This window comes from Salipaludibacillus sp. CF4.18, assembly GCF_051262595.1.
GTDB lineage: Bacteria > Bacillota > Bacilli > Bacillales > Salisediminibacteriaceae > Salipaludibacillus > Salipaludibacillus neizhouensis.
On the sequence record NZ_JBIMEV010000004.1, the window covers coordinates 160925 to 183037 of the forward strand.

19 protein-coding genes are annotated in these 22113 nt (G+C 38.4%); 8 read left to right on the forward strand and 11 right to left on the reverse strand.

The features are described 5' to 3' along the window. Window positions 1–52: 52 nt before the first annotated feature. From thiH to ACHABW_RS04770, 4 genes are read left to right on the forward strand one after another with little or no spacing between them, the layout of a single operon-like run. Window positions 53–1159, forward strand: coding sequence for a 2-iminoacetate synthase ThiH (thiH, locus tag ACHABW_RS04755; protein WP_435754289.1), 1107 nt, complete (start codon window positions 53–55; stop codon window positions 1157–1159). Between the two features lie 18 nt (window positions 1160–1177). Next, on the forward strand, window positions 1178–1849 hold the full coding sequence (locus ACHABW_RS04760; protein WP_435754290.1) for a thiamine phosphate synthase: 672 nt from the start codon (window positions 1178–1180) through the stop codon (window positions 1847–1849). Continuing rightward, window positions 1818–2021, forward strand: coding sequence for a sulfur carrier protein ThiS (gene thiS, locus ACHABW_RS04765; protein WP_435754291.1), 204 nt, complete (start codon window positions 1818–1820; stop codon window positions 2019–2021). The genes ACHABW_RS04760 and thiS overlap by 32 nt, the downstream gene beginning before the upstream one ends. Window position 2022: 1 nt before the next feature. Continuing rightward, window positions 2023–3042, forward strand: coding sequence for a MoeB/ThiF family adenylyltransferase (locus ACHABW_RS04770; protein WP_435754292.1), 1020 nt, complete (start codon window positions 2023–2025; stop codon window positions 3040–3042). A gap of 95 nt (window positions 3043–3137) precedes the next feature. On the opposite strand, the gene ACHABW_RS04775 is transcribed toward ACHABW_RS04770, so the two are convergent. The 5 genes from ACHABW_RS04775 to ACHABW_RS04795 form a co-directional block, all read right to left on the reverse strand. Then, a complete protein-coding gene (locus ACHABW_RS04775) occupies window positions 3138–4655 on the reverse strand; it encodes a sensor domain-containing diguanylate cyclase (RefSeq protein ID WP_435754293.1) in 1518 nt (505 codons plus the stop codon). A 286-nt stretch (window positions 4656–4941) separates the two neighbouring features. Continuing rightward, entirely contained in the window at window positions 4942–5655 is a 714-nt protein-coding gene (locus ACHABW_RS04780) for a class F sortase (RefSeq protein ID WP_435754294.1), read from the reverse strand. Between the two features lie 32 nt (window positions 5656–5687). Further along, window positions 5688–7067, reverse strand: coding sequence for a copper amine oxidase (locus ACHABW_RS04785; RefSeq protein ID WP_435754295.1), 1380 nt, complete (start codon window positions 7065–7067; stop codon window positions 5688–5690). A 739-nt stretch (window positions 7068–7806) separates the two neighbouring features. Next, window positions 7807–8649, reverse strand: a complete 843-nt coding sequence (locus ACHABW_RS04790; RefSeq protein ID WP_435754296.1) for an anti-sigma factor — start codon at window positions 8647–8649, stop codon at window positions 7807–7809. After that, entirely contained in the window at window positions 8646–9206 is a 561-nt protein-coding gene (locus ACHABW_RS04795) for an RNA polymerase sigma factor (RefSeq protein WP_435754297.1), read from the reverse strand. The genes ACHABW_RS04790 and ACHABW_RS04795 overlap by 4 nt, the downstream gene beginning before the upstream one ends. A 227-nt stretch (window positions 9207–9433) precedes the next feature. Between ACHABW_RS04795 and ACHABW_RS04800 the strand changes: the two genes are divergently transcribed. Next, the gene (locus tag ACHABW_RS04800) at window positions 9434–9637 is read left to right on the forward strand and encodes a CsbD family protein (RefSeq protein WP_110937378.1); all 204 of its coding nucleotides are present in this window, start codon (window positions 9434–9436) and stop codon (window positions 9635–9637) included. 51 nt (window positions 9638–9688) lie between these two features. On the opposite strand, the gene ACHABW_RS04805 is transcribed toward ACHABW_RS04800, so the two are convergent. Beyond that, entirely contained in the window at window positions 9689–11173 is a 1485-nt protein-coding gene (locus tag ACHABW_RS04805; RefSeq protein ID WP_435754330.1) for an amidase, read from the reverse strand. 155 nt (window positions 11174–11328) lie between these two features. Between ACHABW_RS04805 and ACHABW_RS04810 the strand changes: the two genes are divergently transcribed. The 3 genes from ACHABW_RS04810 (at window position 11329) to ACHABW_RS04820 (ending at window position 13569) form a co-directional block, all read left to right on the forward strand. Next, window positions 11329–11637, forward strand: coding sequence for a hypothetical protein (locus tag ACHABW_RS04810; RefSeq protein ID WP_435754298.1), 309 nt, complete (start codon window positions 11329–11331; stop codon window positions 11635–11637). 320 nt (window positions 11638–11957) lie between these two features. Continuing rightward, window positions 11958–12389 carry a MarR family winged helix-turn-helix transcriptional regulator gene (locus ACHABW_RS04815; RefSeq protein ID WP_435754299.1) on the forward strand — a complete coding sequence of 144 codons (432 nt, stop codon included), beginning with the start codon at window positions 11958–11960 and terminating at the stop codon, window positions 12387–12389. Next, on the forward strand, window positions 12379–13569 hold the full coding sequence (locus ACHABW_RS04820) for an MFS transporter (RefSeq protein ID WP_435754300.1): 1191 nt from the start codon (window positions 12379–12381) through the stop codon (window positions 13567–13569). The genes ACHABW_RS04815 and ACHABW_RS04820 overlap by 11 nt, the downstream gene beginning before the upstream one ends. Before the next feature lie 224 nt (window positions 13570–13793). Here ACHABW_RS04820 and cydC read toward each other — a convergent pair whose 3' ends face one another. The 5 genes from cydC to ACHABW_RS04845 form a co-directional block, all read right to left on the reverse strand. Then, entirely contained in the window at window positions 13794–15527 is a 1734-nt protein-coding gene (cydC, locus tag ACHABW_RS04825; protein ID WP_435754301.1) for a thiol reductant ABC exporter subunit CydC, read from the reverse strand. Next, window positions 15524–17257 carry a thiol reductant ABC exporter subunit CydD gene (cydD, locus tag ACHABW_RS04830; RefSeq protein ID WP_435754302.1) on the reverse strand — a complete coding sequence of 578 codons (1734 nt, stop codon included), beginning with the start codon at window positions 17255–17257 and terminating at the stop codon, window positions 15524–15526. The genes cydC and cydD overlap by 4 nt, the downstream gene beginning before the upstream one ends. A gap of 169 nt (window positions 17258–17426) precedes the next feature. Next, window positions 17427–19475 (reverse strand): sensor histidine kinase, encoded by a 2049-nt coding sequence (locus tag ACHABW_RS04835; protein ID WP_435754303.1) that lies wholly within the window; start codon window positions 19473–19475, stop codon window positions 17427–17429. 409 nt (window positions 19476–19884) lie between these two features. Continuing rightward, the gene (locus ACHABW_RS04840; RefSeq protein WP_435754304.1) at window positions 19885–20511 is read right to left on the reverse strand and encodes a YpjP family protein; all 627 of its coding nucleotides are present in this window, start codon (window positions 20509–20511) and stop codon (window positions 19885–19887) included. A gap of 313 nt (window positions 20512–20824) precedes the next feature. Beyond that, window positions 20825–21958 carry an acyl-CoA dehydrogenase family protein gene (locus tag ACHABW_RS04845; protein WP_435754305.1) on the reverse strand — a complete coding sequence of 378 codons (1134 nt, stop codon included), beginning with the start codon at window positions 21956–21958 and terminating at the stop codon, window positions 20825–20827. Window positions 21959–22113: the final 155 nt, after the last annotated feature.

A 22113-nucleotide genomic window follows, 5' to 3' on the forward strand; every position in this document is an offset into this window, starting at 1 on the left:
CGTTTCTAGAACCTGTCCGATCCTAAAATATATTCAATGAAAAGGTGATTTAATGAGTTTTTATACGAAATTAAAAGAGATTAATACACTTTCTTATGATGAGCTTTTTGAAAACGTCACAAACCGTGATGTTGAAAAAGTTTTGAAAAAAGACCGATTATCCGAACAAGATTTCATGACACTTTTATCCCCTGCAGCAGAAAATTATTTAGAGGAAATGGCACAAAAATCCCATGAAATAACAACACAGCATTTCGGCAAAACTATGCAGTTGTTTCTTCCATTATATTTATCTGATTACTGTGTCAACACATGTAAATATTGTAGTTTTAGTGTCGATAATGATTTCCCTAGAAGACGCCTGTCTATGGAAGAAATTGAACAGGAAGCAAAAATTATAGCGGACATGGGGATTAAACACATCATACTTTTATCCGGTGAATCGAGAATGCATTCATCCAATGCCTATTTAAAGGAAAGCTTGAAAGTACTGAAAAAATACTTCTCTTCAATTGGTTTAGAGATTCAACCGTTGGATACAGAGGAGTATCAAGAATTAGTCGACCACGGTATCGACGGACTAACCGTCTATCAAGAAGTCTACAACGAAGAAATTTATGCTGGTATTCACACGAAAGGTCCGAAGCGAGACTTTAAATATCGCTTGGATACGCCTGAGCGAGGCGCCATTGCCGGAATGCGCTCGGTAAATATCGCGGCACTTCTAGGATTGGACGATTGGCGAAAAGAAAGCTTCATCACCGGTCTCCATGCAGCTTATTTACAAGATAACTATCTAGAAACAGAAGTAGGTGTCTCTTTCCCTAGAATTCGTCCAAATGCTGGTGACTTCCAACCTAAAGTCGATGTGACAGATAAGAATCTTGTTCAAGCCTTGCTTGCTTCACGACTATTTTTACCACGGTCCGTGATCACCATATCAACGAGAGAAACGCCAGAATTTCGTGACCAACTTATCCCATTAGGTGTTACAAAAATGTCTGCGGCCTCTTCTACTGTCGTTGGCGGTTATACAGAACCTGATGCAACGCAAAGTCAATTCGAAATATCCGATGAGCGCTCTGTCAAAGAGGTCAAAGAACTGTTACTCGCCAAAGGATACCAACCCGTGATGAAAGATTGGCACATCCTGTCCTAAAAATAAGGAGGTTGTTTGATGACAAATCAAGACTTTGATTTTCATATTGTTTCTGATGGCAATCATTCGATTGAAACACTTGTGGAAAAAGCATTATTGGCTGCTCCTTATGTCGACTTTATTCAATTGCGTGAAAAACAAAAGTCTTCGGCGGAATTATACGAAACAATTCAGCTTCTATTAGCAGCCGGAATCCCAAGCTCTAAAATTACTGTCAATGACCGGGCAGATGTCGCACATGTTACGCAAGTAGCTGGCGTTCAACTTGCTTTTCACAGTCTCCATGTCGCTGCTATAAAAAAAGCATTCCCCTTTCTCAGGATTGGGAAATCCATTCATTCTGTAACTGAAGCAAAAGAAGCTGAAGAAAGTGGAGCAGACTATCTTCTTTTTGGACATATTTATCAAAGTTCCTCTAAACCTGGAAAACAACCAAACGGTTTACAAGGTCTACGCAATATTGTGGAAACTGTGACCATTCCAGTGATTGCCATTGGAGGAATTCAACCGGCTCACGTTAATGACATCATGGAAACCGGAGCAAATGGAATGGCAGTGATGTCAGGAGTTTTTAGTGCTCCACATCCTGAAAAAGCAGCCAGAACCTATAAAGAAGCTTACGAAAGATCTTTCATCTTTCAAGAAAGGAGTAACAAACATGTTCATACAAGTGAATGGGAAAAAAGATGAGATTCCAGAAAGTCTTCGTACAATCGCAGATTTACTATCACACTATGGATTAGATAAAAAAGTTGTGATTGTCGAACAGAATGGCGTAATCATTGATAAAACAACTCACAGTGAGACCCTTCTCACAGCCGATGACCAACTAGAATTCGTCCACTTCGTTGGTGGTGGATAACATGGAAACTCGCTATTCGAGACAAACTTTATTTAAGCCTATCGGTGAAAAAGGGCAACACCTTCTCCAACAGAAACATGTATTAATCATCGGAGCCGGGGCGCTAGGAACTGGGAATGCAGAAAATCTTGTAAGAGCAGGCGTAGGTACAGTTACTATTGTGGATAGGGACTATGTAGAAAAAAGTAACCTTCAACGCCAACAGCTTTACTCGGAACAAGACGCTTTCGAACGCCTTCCAAAAGCAGTTGCTGCAAAAACTCGCCTTGAAGCGATAAATTCTCAAGTTGACATTCGTGCCCATGTTTTAGATATAAGAAAAGAAGAGCTCGAAGGTTTACTCAAAGGAATAGATCTTCTAATAGATGCTACAGATAACTTTGATACTCGATTAATCATCAATGACCTGACTCAGAAAAACGATATCCCTTGGATTTATGGTGCTTGCGTTGGTAGTTACGGGTTAAGTTTCACCGTGATTCCTAAAGATACTCCATGCCTGCATTGTCTGATGGAAACTATTCCACTCGGTGGAGCAACCTGTGATACAGCCGGAATTATAGCACCTGCAGTTCAAATGGTCGTAGCTCACCAAACAACGGAAGCTATGAAGCTCTTAGTGAACGACAAAGCTTCTTTAAGAAAAAGATTAATCTCTTTTGATCTTTGGAAAAATGAACAGTCGACGATTGATGTGAGCAGCTTGAAAAACGAGCATTGTTTGTCATGTGGCACTAATCCAACCTATCCATTTTTATCATTCGAGAAACAACTAAAATCATCTGTGTTATGCGGAAGAGATTCTGTTCAAATCCGACCTTCTGATAACATGACAAGAGATTTACAAGCTTTAAAAGAACAATTGTCTCATCTTGAAGGAAAAGTGGAATCGAATCCTTACTTAGTCACTTTTTTTCATCAAAAACACAGACTCGTATTCTTTTTAGATGGAAGAGTACTTATTCATGGCACCAGTGACATTTCCGAAGCCAGGACGATTTATCATCAGATCATTGGGTGATTCAAATTACGCTGAGTTACTTAAATTTACAGCTTTAAAGCAACTGCAGTTACAAGCGATCCTTGTCTGCAGTTGCTTTTCCAAAATAAGAGGGATTATGGAAATGGCTTTGGATTATAAAAATGCCATCTATTTTTTCCATTCTTTTTCGCTTGGTACATCGCCTTATCTGCCATTTGAATAAGTTCATCCAGACTTTCTCCATCTTTAGGATAATGACTAATACCCATACTCGTTGAATTGCTAATCCTCGTGTTATCTATTCTATATTCCCGTCTAAGAGAAGTTAATAATCTATCAAGCTGCTCTTCTAGTTTTTCATTATCCATATCTTCCAGCAGAATGATAAATTCATCTCCACCAAGTCTGGAAACAAAGCCAGTTTGATCCTTCATAAATTCTCTTAATCTCGAAGAAAACTCATTTAATAATTTATCCCCGACCAGGTGACCATAGGTATCATTCACACTTTTAAAACCATCAATATCCATAAATATCGTATAAAACGAATGCTGCTCTTTGTTTTTAAAGCTGTATTGATATAAATAATACCGGTTAGGTAACCCTGTCATTTGATCATAAAATGCCAAATTCTTAACTTCTTCCGTTTTACAATCTAACGTTTGAAGTAAGTCATTAATCGTATGTTTCAGCATACTTATTTCATCGCTACCTGATGTATCCACTTCCACTCTGGCATTCTTTTCATCCTTTGTTGCTTGAATAGTCCGCAATTCCGTTGACAGTCCCGTTACTCTTGAAGTAATCAATCGATCTAATAAATAAAATAAGATCATTGTTAGCAGGACACTAGCTAGGAAAAATGACAGAAAAAGCATATTCATATTTGATTGTTCTTCCATATAGTGGCTTCTTGGCATAGGAATATCTAACCGTAGCATTTGTTCATTAAATTCATCAAAAAGATACATTGATCCATTTATCATTGTACTATCGGTGATTGATATTTCATGGCCACCATCGTTGCCTGCCTCATCAACTTCGATGTATGAAAAAGAAGTAGCTAATTCTTTTTGCATCCGATCAAAATAACCAGTCTCTAAAAATTTCCCCATCACGAGTAATCCAGCTGAATCACCCTCTCCATTACTCGGATAAACTTCTTCGACAGATAACATTGTTAAACCAAATTCCGTAACGCCGAACAACGTTCTTTCTTTGTTGCTCTTCTTATCGATTAGTAAACTAAGGTTTTCAACAAATTCCTCACCAAGCTCTAAATTTATCCCCGTATCATAGTTCATTGCTTTTTCTTCTATTATTTCTGAGTTCTCATTGATGAATATCATTAAGTTTACTTCGTTATTCGTAAAGGTTTCTTTTTGTAAATTCACTCCCGCGTAATTAGGGTATTCCCCTAAAAGCAAATTGTAGGTGTCATCCCACACTGCCCAGTCTTTATTAAGCCTTTGAAGATCATCCGTTTCACTTTCTATGTACGCAAGGACATTATCCATTTTAGTAGATAAACGATGCTCGTCTAATTTTGCTGCACTTTCAAGTAAAATCGGTTTGATAATAAAAAGTAAAACGATGAAAAATACCAATAAACAGATTAAAATGACGTTAAATACCTTCATTTTTAGTTTCATAGCGCTTTTTCTCCTGTACAAGTTAATAGTCCAATTATATCATCAATACCTGTTAATTACTTTTAATATAAACTCTTTTAGAAAAAGTATAGGAAAAAGTACTTAGTTTATAAGAAAAACGCGTAGCGTCTTTTCTTAAATACAGCGTGATCTTTTAGCCACCATCATTTAAGTGTCAAGGGTGGGGTTCCTTTGACACGCGTGGCGTAAAGATAGCTGTAAATTTTTTTCGATTGAAAAATCCACTATGAGAGTTTTCTCATAGTGGATTAGCAATCATTATTGCTTAACTATCACTCAAATCATCTTTTAACACAGTATAAACAACAAGTCGTTCATCATGAGTCCCTGCTTTGGAATTAAATTCTCCTGTACAGGTAATAAGGTTCAACTGACTTCGATAGGAATAGCCAAAAATCTTTTGTAATGGGGCTTCATTGCGATCATAACTCTTACTTTCTTGAACAACAAAGATTTTTTCTTCTCCCTGTTCATCGGTAACAATGATTTCATCTCCTTGAGTTAACTCCTCAAGTTGATAAAATACAGCTGGCCCTGTTTTACTGTCTACGTGTCCTGCCAGAACAGAACTTCCTTGTTCCCCCGGCAAATAGCCACCTTCATACCAAGCAACCCCATCCATAGTTGATGGTTCATCCATCTGTCCGCTATCCAACAAGCCAACATCCTCTATGGGTGCATCTATGCCAAGCGCGGGAATTTCAATGTTATTTGGTTCAATTCCCTCTCTAACATAACTCATAACTTGGGATTCATCTCGTTTAGTTTTATCTGTGGGAATCTTTAAAGCTGGAACAGAAGAGGCTGTTTCCTGCCCCTCTTCTTCCGCTTCCACCTCAACCTCATCAAGTGATTCATCGTTTTGGACACTGGAAACAGTATCATTTGAATCATTGATCATCTGTTCAGAAGTTTCTTCTGTTTCATTCGTACCGCAAGACACTAGTAGTAAAACTATCAAGCCTATGCATTTTTTCATCGTCATCACCTTTGAATAGGATTACGTTCTAATTATTGTTGATTTGATGTTTTTCTGCGAGTAATCATAACTACTCCAGCTGCAAGTAAAATTGTCATGATGCTATACAAATACCATGGTGACATAGAATTTGAATCACTCATTCCACCTAAACCTGTTTTAGGCATTTCACTAGGCATACCTGACTCAAACTTTTCAGGGAACTGGTCAACAATCGCACCAGAAACGCCTTCACCTACACCGTACATGTGACCATATGCTTCACGTACATTTTCATACGTTGTTTCATAGTCGCCTTCTACATAGCTATCAAAAGCACCAACTAATTGGTTGACGTGCATTTGAAGACCATCAGCAAGTTCTGTAGCATCTAGTCTTTCTTCAGTAGCTGTTTCAAGAAACTCAGAGAATGTTGCTCTGTAGCCATCAAGATTTTCTAAAGCTTCTTCTTTACCCATTTCATCGTCTTCTGCAGTTGCCGTCACGTAATCAACGAAATAACCAATATGCTCGCTCCACTGCTCATTGAATGCCTCTCCTGCTTCTTCACCATAAACGGAAGCGATTGCTGCTGATAATTCTTCTGTGTTTTCATTCAATGATCCTGCAATTGACTCAAAATCCTCTGCACCATCAATCCCTTTTTGCATTGTTACTACAGCTAGTGCTGCGTGCTCAGAGAAAAGGAAGTTCAAATCAGCGCGAAGGTCAGCTGCTGGTGTATCAGGATGTGAACCATCGAAATCTTCATCAAACTGATCTACGATTGCTGTAGAAAGACCTTTACCTACACCAAACATGTGCTCCATTGCTTCACTAACATTGTCATATGCAGTGTCAAATTCACCTGCATTATAATTGTCAAAAGCCCAAACTAGCTGATCAACGTGCATTTGTAAACCTTCTGCTAGCGCTCCAGCTTCTAATCTTTCCTCCGTAGCTGATGCTAGAAACTCAGAGAAATCTGCGCGATAATTATCTAGCTCGGCTAATGCTGCTTCTCTTCCTGCTTCGTCTTCTTCTGCTGTTGCTGTTACATAATCAACGAAATATCCAATGTGATCTTCCCACATTCCACGGAACATCTCTCCAGCTTCATCGCCATATACACTTGCGATAGCACCTGTCAGATCATCCGTATTATTACTTAACGCTCCTGCCGTTGCTTCAAAGTCTTCTGCGCCGTCAATACCCTTTTGCATCGTTAATACTGCTAAAAAGGCGTGCTCAGATAAGTATTGGTCTAATGTTGCTCGAAGGTCTGCTGCTGGTGTAGAAACACTTACCTCATACTCGCCGTGTCCTTCTTTCATGTCTGACTCTTCGTCATGCCCATGTCCAAAAACCGAGTTTGCCGGAATTAATAGTGCTGCTCCTAATGGTAATACTGCTAATGATCTTTTCCAATTCATGTTGAAACACTCTCCCTTTAGTTTGTTTTAATTTGCTTTCACCCAAGATAACGGAAGAGAGATCAATATGGATCACTATTTTCAATAAAAAATTATAGTTGTTTCCTAGAACGTTGATATATCAGTGCTTAATGAGGTTAATTATTTTTAATAAAACTAGTAATGTTTCGTTTTTTTTGTTAGTTTTTGTAGTTGCTAGATCGTTAGCAATGTTTTCTGCGACGAAAGTAATCGCAGGAGCAGCTGCTGATAACTTCACTCTTCAATCTCCCTCATCCTCACTCATTCGCTCGTTTTCTACCTGCTACGTTTGTAGGTGCTACTCCGGTAGCACCTACCGATAAATCCATTCTTCTACCTCCTTCATCCTCGCTCATTCACCCGTTTTCTATCTGCTACGTTTGTAGGTGCTACCCCGGTAGCACCTACCGATATTCCTCCTCTTCAATCTCCCTCATAATCACTCATTCACCCGTTTTCTACCTGCTACGTTTGTAGGTGCTACTCCGGTAGCACCTACCGATAATTCCACTCTTCTACCTCCCTCAACCTCACTCATTCCCCCGTTTTCTACCTGCTACGTTTGTAGGTGCTACCCCGGTAGCACCTACCGACATTCTGCGACGAGTAATCGCAGGAGCACCTACCGACAACTACGACAAGCAATCGCAAAAGTACCAAACCCCATCCACCACAAAAAAGACCCAAAAGATCGAAATCTTCCGGGTCTCTTCGTATTTTATAAAGGTGAAGCGAGAATTAGATCTCCTTCGGGCGTTTCATTGTATGGTTGTGGTTCTAATGTGATGGCTATTTGATCAATTTGAAAATCTTCCAAGTCACTAATACGATACGTCACTGCTCCATTTCCATTCTCATCAATATTGAAATTCCCCGCTGGCAGTGGGGTTTCTCCTTCAATAATCCAAGCTTGGAAAGTTTCTGTTCCGTTTAGTGGTGGAAGCCCTTCTACTTGGATGACCAAGTCTATATTGCCACCTTCAGCAATTATACTTGCCTTACCTTGCCATTCTTCTCCCTCATCTATAGAAGAAAGATTGGAAGTCTGGATAACATCATAGACTCCTTCTTCATCATCGGTTTCGATCTGAGCTAATATCTCATTATAATCCGACTCAAGAATGTCTCTTTCCATCGCAATGTTGTCTTTTTCAGACTCTGTTTCTCTGGCCTCATTCCATAGATAGCCATTTCCCGCTACCGATAATAACAGTGCTGCAGCGAGTGTTCCAAAAATAATTGGGGAACGACGACGTCTTGATACTCCGGGATGATTTTCAGTTATTGACTCACGTTCAGGTGAAACTGGTGTGGTATTTTGCATCGTTTCTGATTCCTTTTTTTCATCAAAAACACTAGCTAATACTCTATTTTTCATGCCTTGAGGTGGCTCCTCTGATTCAGTTAGAAACGGAAGATCGCTTGTTAAATCACGCAATTCATTTAACTCCTCCTGACAGGATTTACAACTTCGCAAATGATCTTCAAACTCTCGTTTTTCTTCATCTGATAATTGATCGTTAAAATAATCGATTACCTGATCACATTGGCGTTCAGTCATTGTAAATCCCTCCTTTCATCATGCAATTGGCCATTCAGGTGCTTCAAAGCTAACCTAATTCGCCCTTTTACCGTTCCAAGAGGAATATCAATTCTCTCAGATATTTTTTGTTGAGAGTACCCTTTAAAATAAAACAAATCGATAATTATTTGTTGTTCTTTTTTTAATGTACGCATGGCCGTCTTTAAACGGTCACCCTTTTCTTTCCATTCCACTAAGTCTTCCACGGGGGCTTGATGATCCCGTAGTTCTACTTCTTGATAAACCTCTTCTGAACGGACTTTTTTCTCTTTTCGAATATAGTCAATCGCTGTATTGCGTGTAACAGTTAGTAACCAAGAAGAAAATTTACCACTTTTATCAGAATATGAACCTGTGCCTTTCCATACTTTTATCATAACCTCTTGGACAATCTCTTCCGCCGCTTGAGGATCATGTACCATCTTGTATGAAAAGGAATAGAGAAGACGTTCATATTTGTCATAAAGAGATTCAAGCGCTTCTTTATCACCGGAGCGAAGTCGCTCGTACAACATTAAGTCCTTGTTTTCACCCATCTTAATCTCCTCTCGGATAGTCTTCCTACTTTTATAACGAAATAAAAGCAGCTTTGGATCACCAATTGAACCTATCCTTTAATATGTAACTAAGTACCTATACCCTAATTTTAAAGTCAAAAACTCTTAAAATACAACTTATTTCCCGGTTTAACATCGTATTAAAACGAGTATATAAAGTATGAAAGAGATTTTAACAATCCTAAAATTAAGGAGAGTTGATAAAAATGGACAAAAATATTTTCAAAGGTAAATGGAATCAATTAAAAGGTGAATCAAAGAAAAAGTGGTCAAAGCTTACGGATGATGACCTTCAATCTATTGATGGAGACAGAGATAAGCTTGTTGGGAAAATTCAAGAGCGTTATGGAAAAGAAAGAGATGAAGCAGAAAAAGAAGTGAATACTTGGGAATCTGAACAAAACAGATAATTCTCTCCATACGGACGGACGTATAACGCATCGAAACATTCGATGCGTTTTTTAACGGTTCCCCTCCCAAATAGCTGATTGCTCGAACTGCCAAGCTATTTTTAACAATGAATCCTCTCGACCTTTAGTAGCCATAAATTGTACTCCAATCGGAAGACCCTCTTCAGTCAAGTGAACGGGGACAGACATCGCCGGTTGTCCTGTTAAATTAGCCAGTTGCGTAAATGGGGTATACGTTAAACTAGGCAGGAACATTTCATAGATTAATTGCTGCTGCTTTGTCACGTCCCCAGCCAGTTTAGCCATCTGTTCTTGTAATCTTTCTTGCTCCGCTGTCGAATGGGATAACTCACCGATTTTTGGAGCAGAAAACGCAGTCGCAGGAGTCACAAAAAAGTCATACTTTTCATGGTAGCTGGCCATCTGTGCTGCCGCTCTATCCCAAGAGGCAAGACTGCCAGTGAATTCTGCTGCTGATACAGATTTTCCGGCTTCATGCAGCAACCACGTTTCTATTTCTACATCTCCAGGGGTGACTTTCCTGCCTAGCATCTTCTCCATCGATTGAATCATAGCTGAGATTTCGCCACAATTCATTAAATAATAATTTTTCATAAGCCCAATGCCATCTACGTCATTATTTCTTTCTTCGACATGATGCCCTTGCTGTTCCAACCAAGTCATGGTTTTATTTACTGCTTTACGAGCTTCTGTAGATACCGGTGTACCTACTGGAGACTCCGTTGTGAAACCAATTCGGAGAGGTTTCACCCAAGGTCTTTTTAATTGTTCTGTATAACTTCCCGCAAACAATGGGACTTGAAATGCTGCTTCTGGTTGAATAACCTGTAACTCATCAAGCATGGCCGCACTATCTCGAACCGTTCGGCTAACGACAAAATCTATCGAAGCCCCTTGCCATTGTCTACCAATCCCTGGTCCTACTGGAGTTCTTCCTCTGGTTGGTTTGAGACCGAAAATATTTGTAAACGAGGCAGGAATTCGGATCGAACCTCCCCCATCACTTGCTCCTGCAACGGGGACTATTCCAGAAGCAACCGCAGCTGCCGCGCCACCACTAGAGCCACCAGCAGAATACTCCGTGTTCGATGGGTTTCTGGTTACGCCGTGAAGCTTCGGTTCTGTTATGTTTTTTAATCCAAACTCTGGTGTATTCGTGTGACCAATAATCAGACATCCTGCCTTCTGTAATTTAGATACAAAATTTGACGTCTGTTTCGCTATATTTCCCTTAAGTAATTTTGCTCCCGCTGTCATCGGTTCGTCCTTTATTGCTTGGGAAATATTTTTCAACAGTATCGGCACACCAGCCAAGGGCAAATTCAAGCAATCTAGTTTCTGTGCTTCTTCATAAACTGCTTTTTTTCGCATATGTATAATAGCATTCAGAGGAGGATTTAACTCTTTAGCCACTTGAAAACTAAGGTCCAATAATTCAACTGCTGTAACTTCTTTTTTCTGAATCAACTCTGCTAAATCAGTCGCATCTAATCGACGAAATGTTTGTGTGTTCATCATATCACCTCTAGTAATACTATATCATTTATTGACTCTGAACTCTCACTTGTCCTCTTTGATAGATGGTATACTATTTTAAGAGGTACTGGTGAAAAACTGCAAGCCAATCTTTCACTATGATTACTTACTTTATCAAAAAAGGAGAATTACCATTGATATATTTAATTGCAATCATTGTCATTATAGCCATCTTGTTAGGCGTTTATTATATGAATATCGGTATTAGCAAAGTTCAGTTAGAAGAGCTCACACACCGACACCAAATAAATGAACACAGTAACAGAGACTTGGATGAGTGGGAATACTATTTAGGGAAACTATTCGGCAAACCATTCGGCACCAAGAAACTCATTGATAAATATGGCGAGCCTTTTGAAGATTTCCTGCGGACAAATCACCCTAATCATGATTCTCTTATTTTCACAAAATATGAAAAACATAAACAGAAAAAGTCATCTTAAAAAAATTAAAAAATCCTTGTTTCCCTCTGACATTAATGGCAAAGCTGATCGACTTCTCCATTGATTTGCTTTGTCTCTTCTTGTTTACACTCAAAGTCCATATGAACTATCTCTAAGCTTCAGTCCTTCTTCTTCGCCTGATATATCCAGCCATTGTCATCATTCAACCGTATAATAATATTCATTCAGCCCTCATTCTATTTATCTACTTTGAAAACCTTTGCATTGATTCTTCGAGTTTACAATCTGTTTTCCTCCCACTATAATGGGGATAATAATCATTACTTACCTAGGTAAATATTAGATGGAGGAAAATAGTCATGAATACAAGCACTCTTTTACATACTTTAAACCAAAAGGTTCGACTATTATCGAAGCAATTAAACGAACAGTTGCAGGAGCATAATTTATACACGTCTCAGTGGACTATTCTCTACACCCTCAGCCAAAAGGGACCCATGACTCAAACAGAAATTTGGCAATACCTTAAAGTTGAGGCTCCAACAGTGACACGTACGCTTGCACGAATGGAAACAAGCGGATGGATTGTTAGAACTCCTGGCAAAGATAAACGAGAACGATTTGTAAAATTATCAGAAGAAGCGAAGGAGAAATTACCGGTGGTGGAGCAATCTATAGAAAAATTTGAGAATCTATATTTAGCTCACTTAACTGTACAAGAACAACAACAACTCCAGCAAATTTTAGAAAAGTTAGGAACAAAAGAGAGCGACCAATTATATGCAAACTAGCAAACAACCAATTTGGACAAGGGATTTTCTTAGTATTTCTTTTGTGAATTTCATTGTATTTGTTATTTTCTATACATTATTAACGACCTTACCTCTTTATGTAATTTACGATTTGGAAGGGACAGCAGCTCAGGGGGGCCTTGTTGTTACTGTCATGCTTTTATCCGCAATAATTTCGAGGCCATTTTCGGGAATCATACTAGAGCGCATAGGTAAAAGAAGAGTATTAGTAGCAAGTATGTTCATATTTACAGTAACGACATTCGGCTATTTATGGATCGATCAATTCACTGCACTTTTGGTTTTACGTTTCCTACATGGTTTATCTTTTGGAATTTTGACAACAGCGACAACAGCTATCGCCACAAATCTTGTCCCAATAAAAAGACAAGGCGAAGGACTAGGATATTACATGATGTCTATGAATTTAGCAGTAGTCGTTGGACCATTTTTTGGACTTACACTGATCCAATTTGGTTCATTTCATCAATTGTTCTTTGTGCTTAACATTTTTATCATGATTGGTTTGCTGTGCGCTATCTTTGTGAAAGTGACAGATATAAGCACAAAAACACTGCAACCCATGAAAAGTAAGATTTCCATTCATCATTTTTTTGAACTTAAAGCAATGCCTATTGCATTAACGGGAAGTCTTGTTGCATTTGCCTATTCTGGAATCATTTCCTTTATATCTGTTTACGCAACAGAAATCGGACTAGCGAAAATATCCAGTTATTTCTTTCTTGTTTTTGCCGTTACAATGCTTGCCACCAGACCATATATAGGCCGAGTATTTGATCAACGAGGTCCCAAATTTGTAATTCTTCCTTGTTTAGTTTTATTTGCAATCGGTTTAGTGATTTTGAGTATTGCAGATTCTGCATTTTTATTTTTGGTTTCTGCTGGGTTGATAGGTATAGGTTATGGATCTTTGTTGCCTTTCTTCTTATCCTTATCGGTAAAATTTGCACCTCCTGGTCGAAACAGCCATGCTACTGCAACGTTTTTTACATTCTATGATTCTGGAATTGCTGCCGGATCTTTTCTTTTAGGGATAATCGTTTCCTTTACAGGATTTTCACTTCTGTTCACATACAGTGCCGTTCTTGTATTAATTACAACCGTAGGCTTTTATTTTCTAATCAATCATTTACAAACTTCAACTAAGAAAAACGCGTAGCGTCTTTTATTAAATACAGCGTCAGCTTCCACCGCCCCGAGTAGCACCTACGTAGTGCGTATAGGTGCTACTCGAAAGGAGGGTGGGTTTCCCTTGATACTTGCGGTGTGAAGGTAGTTGCCAATTTTATAAATTCTTATCTCTTTAAAAAGACCACCTTCTATAATGGAAGGTGATCCGTAAAAAAGAAATTATTGTTTTATTTTAAACGTCTAGCTTCGACCTTACGTGAACACACTCTTTTCAATTTGTTTCATTTCATAAAAATAACCTTTTTTATCCATCAGTTCACTAAAAGTTCCAGACTCGATCATTTTGCCGTGCTCCATTACAAGAATCCGGTCCATCTGTTCAAGACCAGTGAGACGATGGCTAATGAGGATCAACGTGTCTTCCTTTGCTTGCTCCAAAAGGTGTTGGAAGATGATAGACTCGGTTAATGCATCGACAGAGGAAGTCGGTTCATCCAACAGCCACAAACGTGAGCCTTTTAACATCACTCTCGCAATGGCCATCCTTTGTTTTTCTCCGCCGGAAAGATTTTGTCCATGCTCCAATACTCGATCATCTAGTGCAAATTTTCCAAGTTGCACTTTTCCAAGAGCCTGCAACATAGCCTCATCTGTTAACTCATCACCTGCTATAAGCAAGTTGTCGCGGATCGTTCCATAGAAAAAGTGGTTGTGTTGAAGAACGACGTTCGTCCCTTTCCAAACACTTTTATTTTCGATTTGATCAAGTGATTCTCCTTGTAATCTCACGTTGCCTTTCGATGCCTCATAAACCTTTAAAAATAACTGAAGTAACGTTGATTTACCAGATCCACTCGGACCAACGATTGCAGTTTTAGATCCAGCTGGGAAATTCAATGAAACATTATCCAACGCAAGTCGTTTTTCATCCGGAAATGCGAATGAGACATTCTCCATCTCAATCGTCCATGCATCCCGGTTATCTAGTTGTTTTAATTCCTTTGGTTTTTCGGAAGACTTATTGGTATCCGGTTTTTGTCCACCTACTACCGAAAATAATCTTGATGCAGCTAGCCTGCTATCCTCATAGTGAGAAGGAAAAACCGCCATCGGTGTTGAGTTTTCAAACACAGTTAAGGAAATCATCACCAGCATAGCAAGGAATACACCATCTAACTGACCTGCGGAAACTAAGTAACCTCCTATCACCAAAATGAACCAAGATACCGTTAAAGAAACCATCTGATTCACAGAATGATTAAACAGGCCTCTCACCCCATCACGTTCTTGCTCCTCAATATAGCTATTGGAAGCATTCGTGAGCAGTTGTTCTTTTTCCTTTTGTTTTTGGTGAATTTTTAAGTCAAGAAAACCGTATAAAAATTCCGTTGTTTCCGTTGATAATTCTCCTCGTTGCACTCTTAATTTACTTTCAATATTTTTTCGTTTCCAAGCAAACCAGCCTGGAACGATGACTCCTGTCAAAATAAGTCCTAATATGAGTACGATAGCTACTTCTACAGAGAAATACATTGTAAACGCAATGGTACTTAAAAACACTATAATCATAACGATTGGCGGATAATACACACGCAAGAAAAAGTTTTGAAGACTTTCAACATCTCCTACGATTCTCGACAATAGATCCCCACTTCTGTACTTCTGAAAAATACCGGGAACCAAAGGCTCTAATCGTTCAAAAAAATGAACCCGCAAATTACTTAAGATCGTAAATGTAGCCCGATGGGAATAGTATCGTTCTGCATATCTGGTTAATGCTCTTGTAACACTAAACAGTTTTAGAAGAGCAATACTAACCGTTAAGACATATAATGGCGGTGTCACCGCTGCTTTGGATATTAAATAACCACTGTTTGCAAACAAGCTGACTGTAGCCATGCCCGCCAGAAAACCAAACAAAATAGAGTATAAGACGTCTTTCTTTTCCTTCATTACTAATTTCACAACTATTCCGAGCTCTTTCAACTTGCATCGCCTCCTTGCTGTACCGCTACCATCTCAGCATAATCCGGTACTTGGGTAACTAGGTCCTCATGGGTTCCAGAGGCGACTAGACTACCTTCTGCTAAAAATAGAATCTGATCTGCATTTTTAATCGTATGCAGGCGATGTGCTACAGTGATTATAGTAGAGCTTTTTGCTAGCTCCTTGATAGATCGTTGTAAAATACGTTCTGTTTGAAGATCTAAGCCAACAGTTGGTTCATCAAAAATAACCACGGAAGGCATCTTTAGAAAAGCCCTTGCAAGAGCTACTCTCTGCTTTTCCCCACCTGAAAGACCTCGTCCACCTTCACCAACGAAAGTATCATAGCCATCATCGAGACCTTCAACCAGTTCTGCGATACCAGCCTTTTCAGAAGCTATTACTATTTCTGCTCTCGTTGACTGACTCGTTCCACCAACCGCAATGTTCTCAGCTATCGTTCCAGAGAATAAATATGGATTTTGGGATATATAGCCTATTTGATCAAACCACGCTGATTCTTGATAGCTAAATAAAGGACGACCGTCAACAATAATTTCTCCCTTAGAAGGGGAAACAAGTCCTGACAACAGATGCAGAAATGTTGTTTTACCAGCACCACTTTTCCCGACAATCGCCACTTCCTTAAATGGGGCAATTTCAGCACTAATTTCCTTTAAAGCAAATGATCCTTCACCATAATTAAATCCAACACGTTTAAATTCGATAGAAGGTGGCGAATCATTGATCAGTAGCCTGTTCTCTCCCCATTCAACCGGCTGTTCTTCTTGTTCTAATTCTGAAGTCACTCTTTTAGCAGCGCCTGTACTCCCTCTTCCAGCATGAAAAGCACTTCCCAGTTCTTTTAGCGATGTGTAATATTCTGGGGCTAACACTAACACGAAAAAAGCAGTGAAAAACGACAACTGATTATAAATGACCAGGCGTAAGCCCACTTCCAAGGCAATGATCGCCATACTTAGCATAGAAACGAACTCCATCATTAACGTCGATAGAAAGGCAATTTTCAATACGTCCATCGTCGCTTCCCGATAGTTAATACTACTTTCCCGGATTCCCTCCAATTGTTCTTTCGAACGGCCAAAATACTTTAACGTGGATAGGCCCTGTAAGGTGTCGAGAAAACGACCTGAAAAAGCTGCAAGTTTTTCCATTTGTTCCTCTGACTTCTTTTGCGTTTTCTGGCCTATAATAATCATGAATATCGGAATAAAAGGTGCCGTTATAACCATTGTTAGTCCCGACACCCAGTTTACAGAAAATACCGCAATCAATATAATAATTGGCACAAAAGTTGTCTGGATCATTTGCGGATAGTATTTTGTATAGAAAGCCTCTATTTCATCAATGGAGTCCATCATCACACTAACTTTTTCACCCGATTGCCCTTTTAAAGAAGCTTGCATTGGATTTCTTCTAAATTTGGCTAATAGTTCGGCTCTGAATTCTTTTTTTACAATAGAAGCCATCCGAACTCCAGTTCGACCGTTTATATAAGTAAAGAGTCCTCTGCCTAATAAAACAAGAAGTAACCCACCAAATTCCGGTAACAACTCAGATACAGATGCTCCTTGAAGAAAAATACGATCTACGATGGTGACAATAAAATAAGCTTGGGCAACAATCATTGCGCCAAGTAAAAGAGAAGAGAAAAGCAGTATCGATCTATGCTTTTTTTGTGCTTGTGCTTTTTCTTTGAGTATCTTCATTATCTCCCACGATCTCCTATCAAAATTCCTGTTGATTTTAGTTGTTACTGCTAGCGTATTTATCTCTTTATGTAGACGAATTTTCCCTTTAGATTTATTATTCCTGTCCATATTATGACACTTAAACATAGCATTTGTGAAGTAAACAGAAAAAACACATGCCTAAATGTTAATTGATAAAATTAACGTGATGCACTTCCCGAAATGGCTCCTCTTTACATTCTTTAGAGAAAGAGCCTTCAATAGAAACAGTTTCAGAATTTACATTGCTGCTTTCTTTGAAAGTAGGCAGCGTAAAACGAAAGATTGATCCTTTGCCAGTTGTTGATTCTAGCGATATTTCTCCTTGTTGAAGCTCTACTAAACGCTTTGTAATATTCAAACCAATGCCAGTGCCCTGATACGAATTATTCGTAAAATTACCGCCACGATTAAATGGTAAAAAGATGGATTCGTGGTATTCTTTTGGAATACCAATGCCTGTGTCAATCACCTCAATGATTACTTTGGCATTTACTTCCTTGGCTTGGATAGTAACCTTCCCTTTTTCTGTATACTTAATTGCATTTCCAATTAGATTATAGAGAATTTGTTGAAGACGGTTTTCATCCGCTAAGATAGCTGGTATTTTTGAGTGGATATTGTTTTGTAATTGAATATCTTTTTGCCTAACTAGTGTTTCACATATTGTCAGAACAACATCCGTGATTTCTTTTAAGTGAACCTTTTTTAATGATAGATCTAAATTATTATTTTCTAGTTTTGAAAAGTCTAAAATATCATCGATCAAATGAGACAAACGGGTTCCACTTCTTTTAATCATCGAAAGATTACTGTTCATAGCATCGTTTATATCACCGGCAGCTCCTTCTTGTAAAGAAGCAGTTATACCAATAATCCCATTTAACGGTGTTCGCAACTCATGGGAAGTTACTGCTAAAAATTCGTCTTTTAATTTATCATTCCGTCGTAGACTTTCGAGCATTTCTTTCTGACTCTTAATCGCATTTTTTTTAGCTTGTTCCTTCTCTAAACGCATCGTATTAATTTTATCTGCGAGGGCAAATGATAATAATATTAGTTCCAGAGAAGAGGAAAGCTGCCACGCATACTTCGTGTAAAAATTCACTGGAATGAATCCTGAATCGGCCAAAATAGAAATAACAACGCCGGCAAAAAAAACTATCCATGCTAATAGGAAATAACGCGCAGGTCTAAAACCTTTCTTTAAACACATGTAAGCTCCAGCAATGATGACAATGGAAGTTATCGCGATACTCACAATACTTAAGTTCAAAGCTGTTGGATAAGATATCATAAGTATGATAATGACAGTAACGGTGAAGAAAACAAACACGTTTAAGAGCCTATTAAGCCGCGGAATATTTTGTTTTGCCTCTAAAAACGATTTTGCGAATAATATGGCTATGATGTTCGACGTACTCATAAAAAAGACAATCGAACGATTATTCCACCAAACAGCATCGGACCATATATGCTGGTAGGCTAGTCCTGTAAATGCAAGATGTGTAAAGACATTTGCAACGATAAAAATGACATAATACAAATAACTTTTATTTCGTAATGAAAAGAATAGAAATAAATTGTAAAATGCCATCACAAGCCCTAATCCTACAAACATTCCGAGTATGCCATACTCAAGTTCTGATTTATCAAGAAATGATGGGGGACTATAAACAGTTAATGGAAATTGCATCGCACCTTGTGTCTCAAACCGAAGATATATTAGTTTTTCGTGGTTGGGTTCTATATTTAGGTTAAAGATAAAATTCCGATGATCCATGTCACGCATGTCGAAAGGGAGAAGATCTCCAGTCAGTTCGCGGCTGAAATTTGAGTTTGATTCTGAAGAATAAAGAGTCACATTGTCCAAAGTTGGATTATCTATTTCCAGTAACCAATCGTTTTCGTTTGAGTCATTTGTAAGCTGAAATTTAACCCAATAAACGGAACTCGTGTAGCTAAAATTAGGAACCCCTCCATGATATGGTTGAAATTGTTCATCCAATTCTTGTGTCTGAATATCATCAAACGTCCATTGATTCTCTTTATCCTCTAGTATTTCTACGAGACCATCTAACCGAAAACTTTCAGAAGATTCATCAAGTGTTATGACTGACGTAGCAGATACATCTATACCAAAAATAAAAAGGAAGAGAAGTGTGAGAAGCGGCAATTTCATTGTTTTTATTCGCAAGACTTCCAGCCTCCTAAAAACTTAGTAGTTTTGATCTCTTAAACCCAATTGTTGTTTTAATTAGAACAGGGAAGCTAGAAACTGATCTGCTAGTGGCAAATGCTTCCCACTACTGTGGGAAGCATCAACGTCAGACTAATAGGGACAAGTACTACTTCAAAAACAATTTATATGATAACAAATGACAATACGTTATAAAATATTCCATTCTGGTAGTTCTATTATCACAAGATAAATAAGGAACATCAACACATTTCTGAATTATCAAAAAAATAAAAGCAAAAAAGGCTATATGACAATAAAAAAAGCCGCTATCAGCGGCTTTTTCCTAAATGTTAAGAATATATGCTTACCAGTTTTTTCAAGAGGAAGTTATTTATTCTCTTTCGGCAGGCACTTCGTGTTCTTCTTATTGACTCATCCATTTTGGTGGAGTGTTTTTATCCCAGTAAATATCCCCGATATTATAGTGTTCTTCAAAATCGTCGTTACTTAAATGGTAGTGAAAATTAAACCAGTAGCCTTCCTTAGGACGAATTTCCCGCCTGACATGAAACATTGCCACATCTTGTTTTGCTTGATGATCATAAACATTAAATATTTTTTCACCATAACCAGGTGTTAAGTCTTCTGTAATCTCATAAAATTGAAATTTTTCTTGACCGGCCTCTTCGAAAAGTCCAACTATAACCTCTTCTATATGGGGCAATATCGTTGTCATAACATCATTTTCAACTTTATTTACAATTTTCGGTCCAAGTTTTGTGACAGTTTGTTCTTTGGCTTGATTCGTAACCATATGAATATAGTGGTCACTGACATCGTCATCTTCATCGTCCAAACTATCAAGTTGTGTTTCTTCTATTTCACCTATATCTGGAAGGGGAGTATCTGTTTCCGGCAAACGATCGTTAGAAGAAACAACCTCTTTATTTGCTGACTCAGCCTCTGCGTCAAGGTATGTAGGTGGAATATACATTCCAACGGTCATAAATGTTATGAGAACTACCGATAGTTTTTTCAGCCAAAGTTTCATAGGTCAACTCCCCCCAATATAGATATATTCGTTACTTTAATATTAACATGTTATACGAAAAAGTCTATCAGATAATCGTATTGTAATGAAAACGCAATCTTAAGATATCTCACTGAATTATGACATAGCAAGTACATGCAATATCTTTATTTTACTTAGAAAAATCTTCGTCTCTTTTAAATCGAAGGTTGTTTGGATGAATTACCTCTTCCTTTCCGTGGATGACCACGAGCCTATTAGGAGAAAGACGCTCGGTTTATTCCATCAAAAAGACACTGAAAAATTAAAAACGACCTTTTCAGTGCCCTTTTTGTTACTCCTCTTTTTTTATTGTATCCGCAGCTAAAAGCATAATCGTCATGTCATCCATAGGCGGGTTATGAAGGCCCGCTCTTATATCACGGTAATATCGTTGTAAGGGGTTTTTCATTGAAAGACTTTTCGCCCCTACTATTCGCATTGCTAAGTCGACAATTTCTATTGCTTGATTTACTATTGCATGCTTGACCGCACCAAGTTCTGCTTTCATTTGTTGCCGGGTTTCATGATCAGATTCATCCCATTTGGTCGCCACTGAAAAAAGGAAATGCTCACTTTGAAGTCTTTTCAATTCCATTTCTCCAATTTTCTGTTTTACATTCGGAAGATCTGCAATGGTCCCTTTAATACTATTAGGTGAATAGGACTTAGCAAAGTCTATCGCATATTGTTGGGCAGCTTCGGCAATTCCTAAGTAACAAGCCGGAATATGCAAGAGCCATCCATTTGCTGCTTTACTTCCTCTATTTATATTTTCGACGAGGAGTTCTTTTTTTATCGAAACGTTTTGAAGTACTAAATCATTACTAGCTGTGCCTCTCATTGCTATAGAATCCCATGTTTCCTCGATTGAAAGACCCTTACTTTCTCTAGGAATTAGAAAGTTTCCCACTTCATCTGTCCCTTCTATCGATGCACTTACTCCAAAGTAGTTTAGAACAGGAGACATTGTCGTAAATGTCTTTCTTCCATTAATAATCCAAGTGTCCCCAATATCTTTGGCTGTGGTTTCTGGCTTCCCACCTCGAGTCGGGCTTCCTGTTACAGGTTCCGAAGCAGCATTGTTTAAAAGAGCGCCATTATCAATGACATCTTTACAGAACGCTTCATAGATCTCTTCCTTCCAAGATTGTTGCTCGTGTAAATGTTTGACGAGGCCCATGTGCCAACCGATAGAAAGCGAGGTTGAGCCATCACCTTTACCAAGAATTTTCTGAAACTCAACTAATAGTCGTAATGAAATTTCTTCTCCGCCGTATTTTTTAGGAACTGTTAAAGATGTATAACCTATTTCCCTCAAGTCTTGAATGTTTTTACGAGGGAAACTTCCTTCTTCATCATGTTTCCAAGCCCTTTCCTGGAATACTTTAATTTTGTCTTTTAACATGTCTTTCATTTTATCTGCCATAGTACCCCTCCTTGCATTAAGATCAGTTTCCTTTTGCTGAGTATTTTCTAATGGTTTTATTATAACTAAAATTGATACAAGAAACCTAATAGAAGCTTTGTTAGTTATGTAAGTGCGTAGTGTCTTTTGTTATATACTGCGTGATTTTTCGCCAC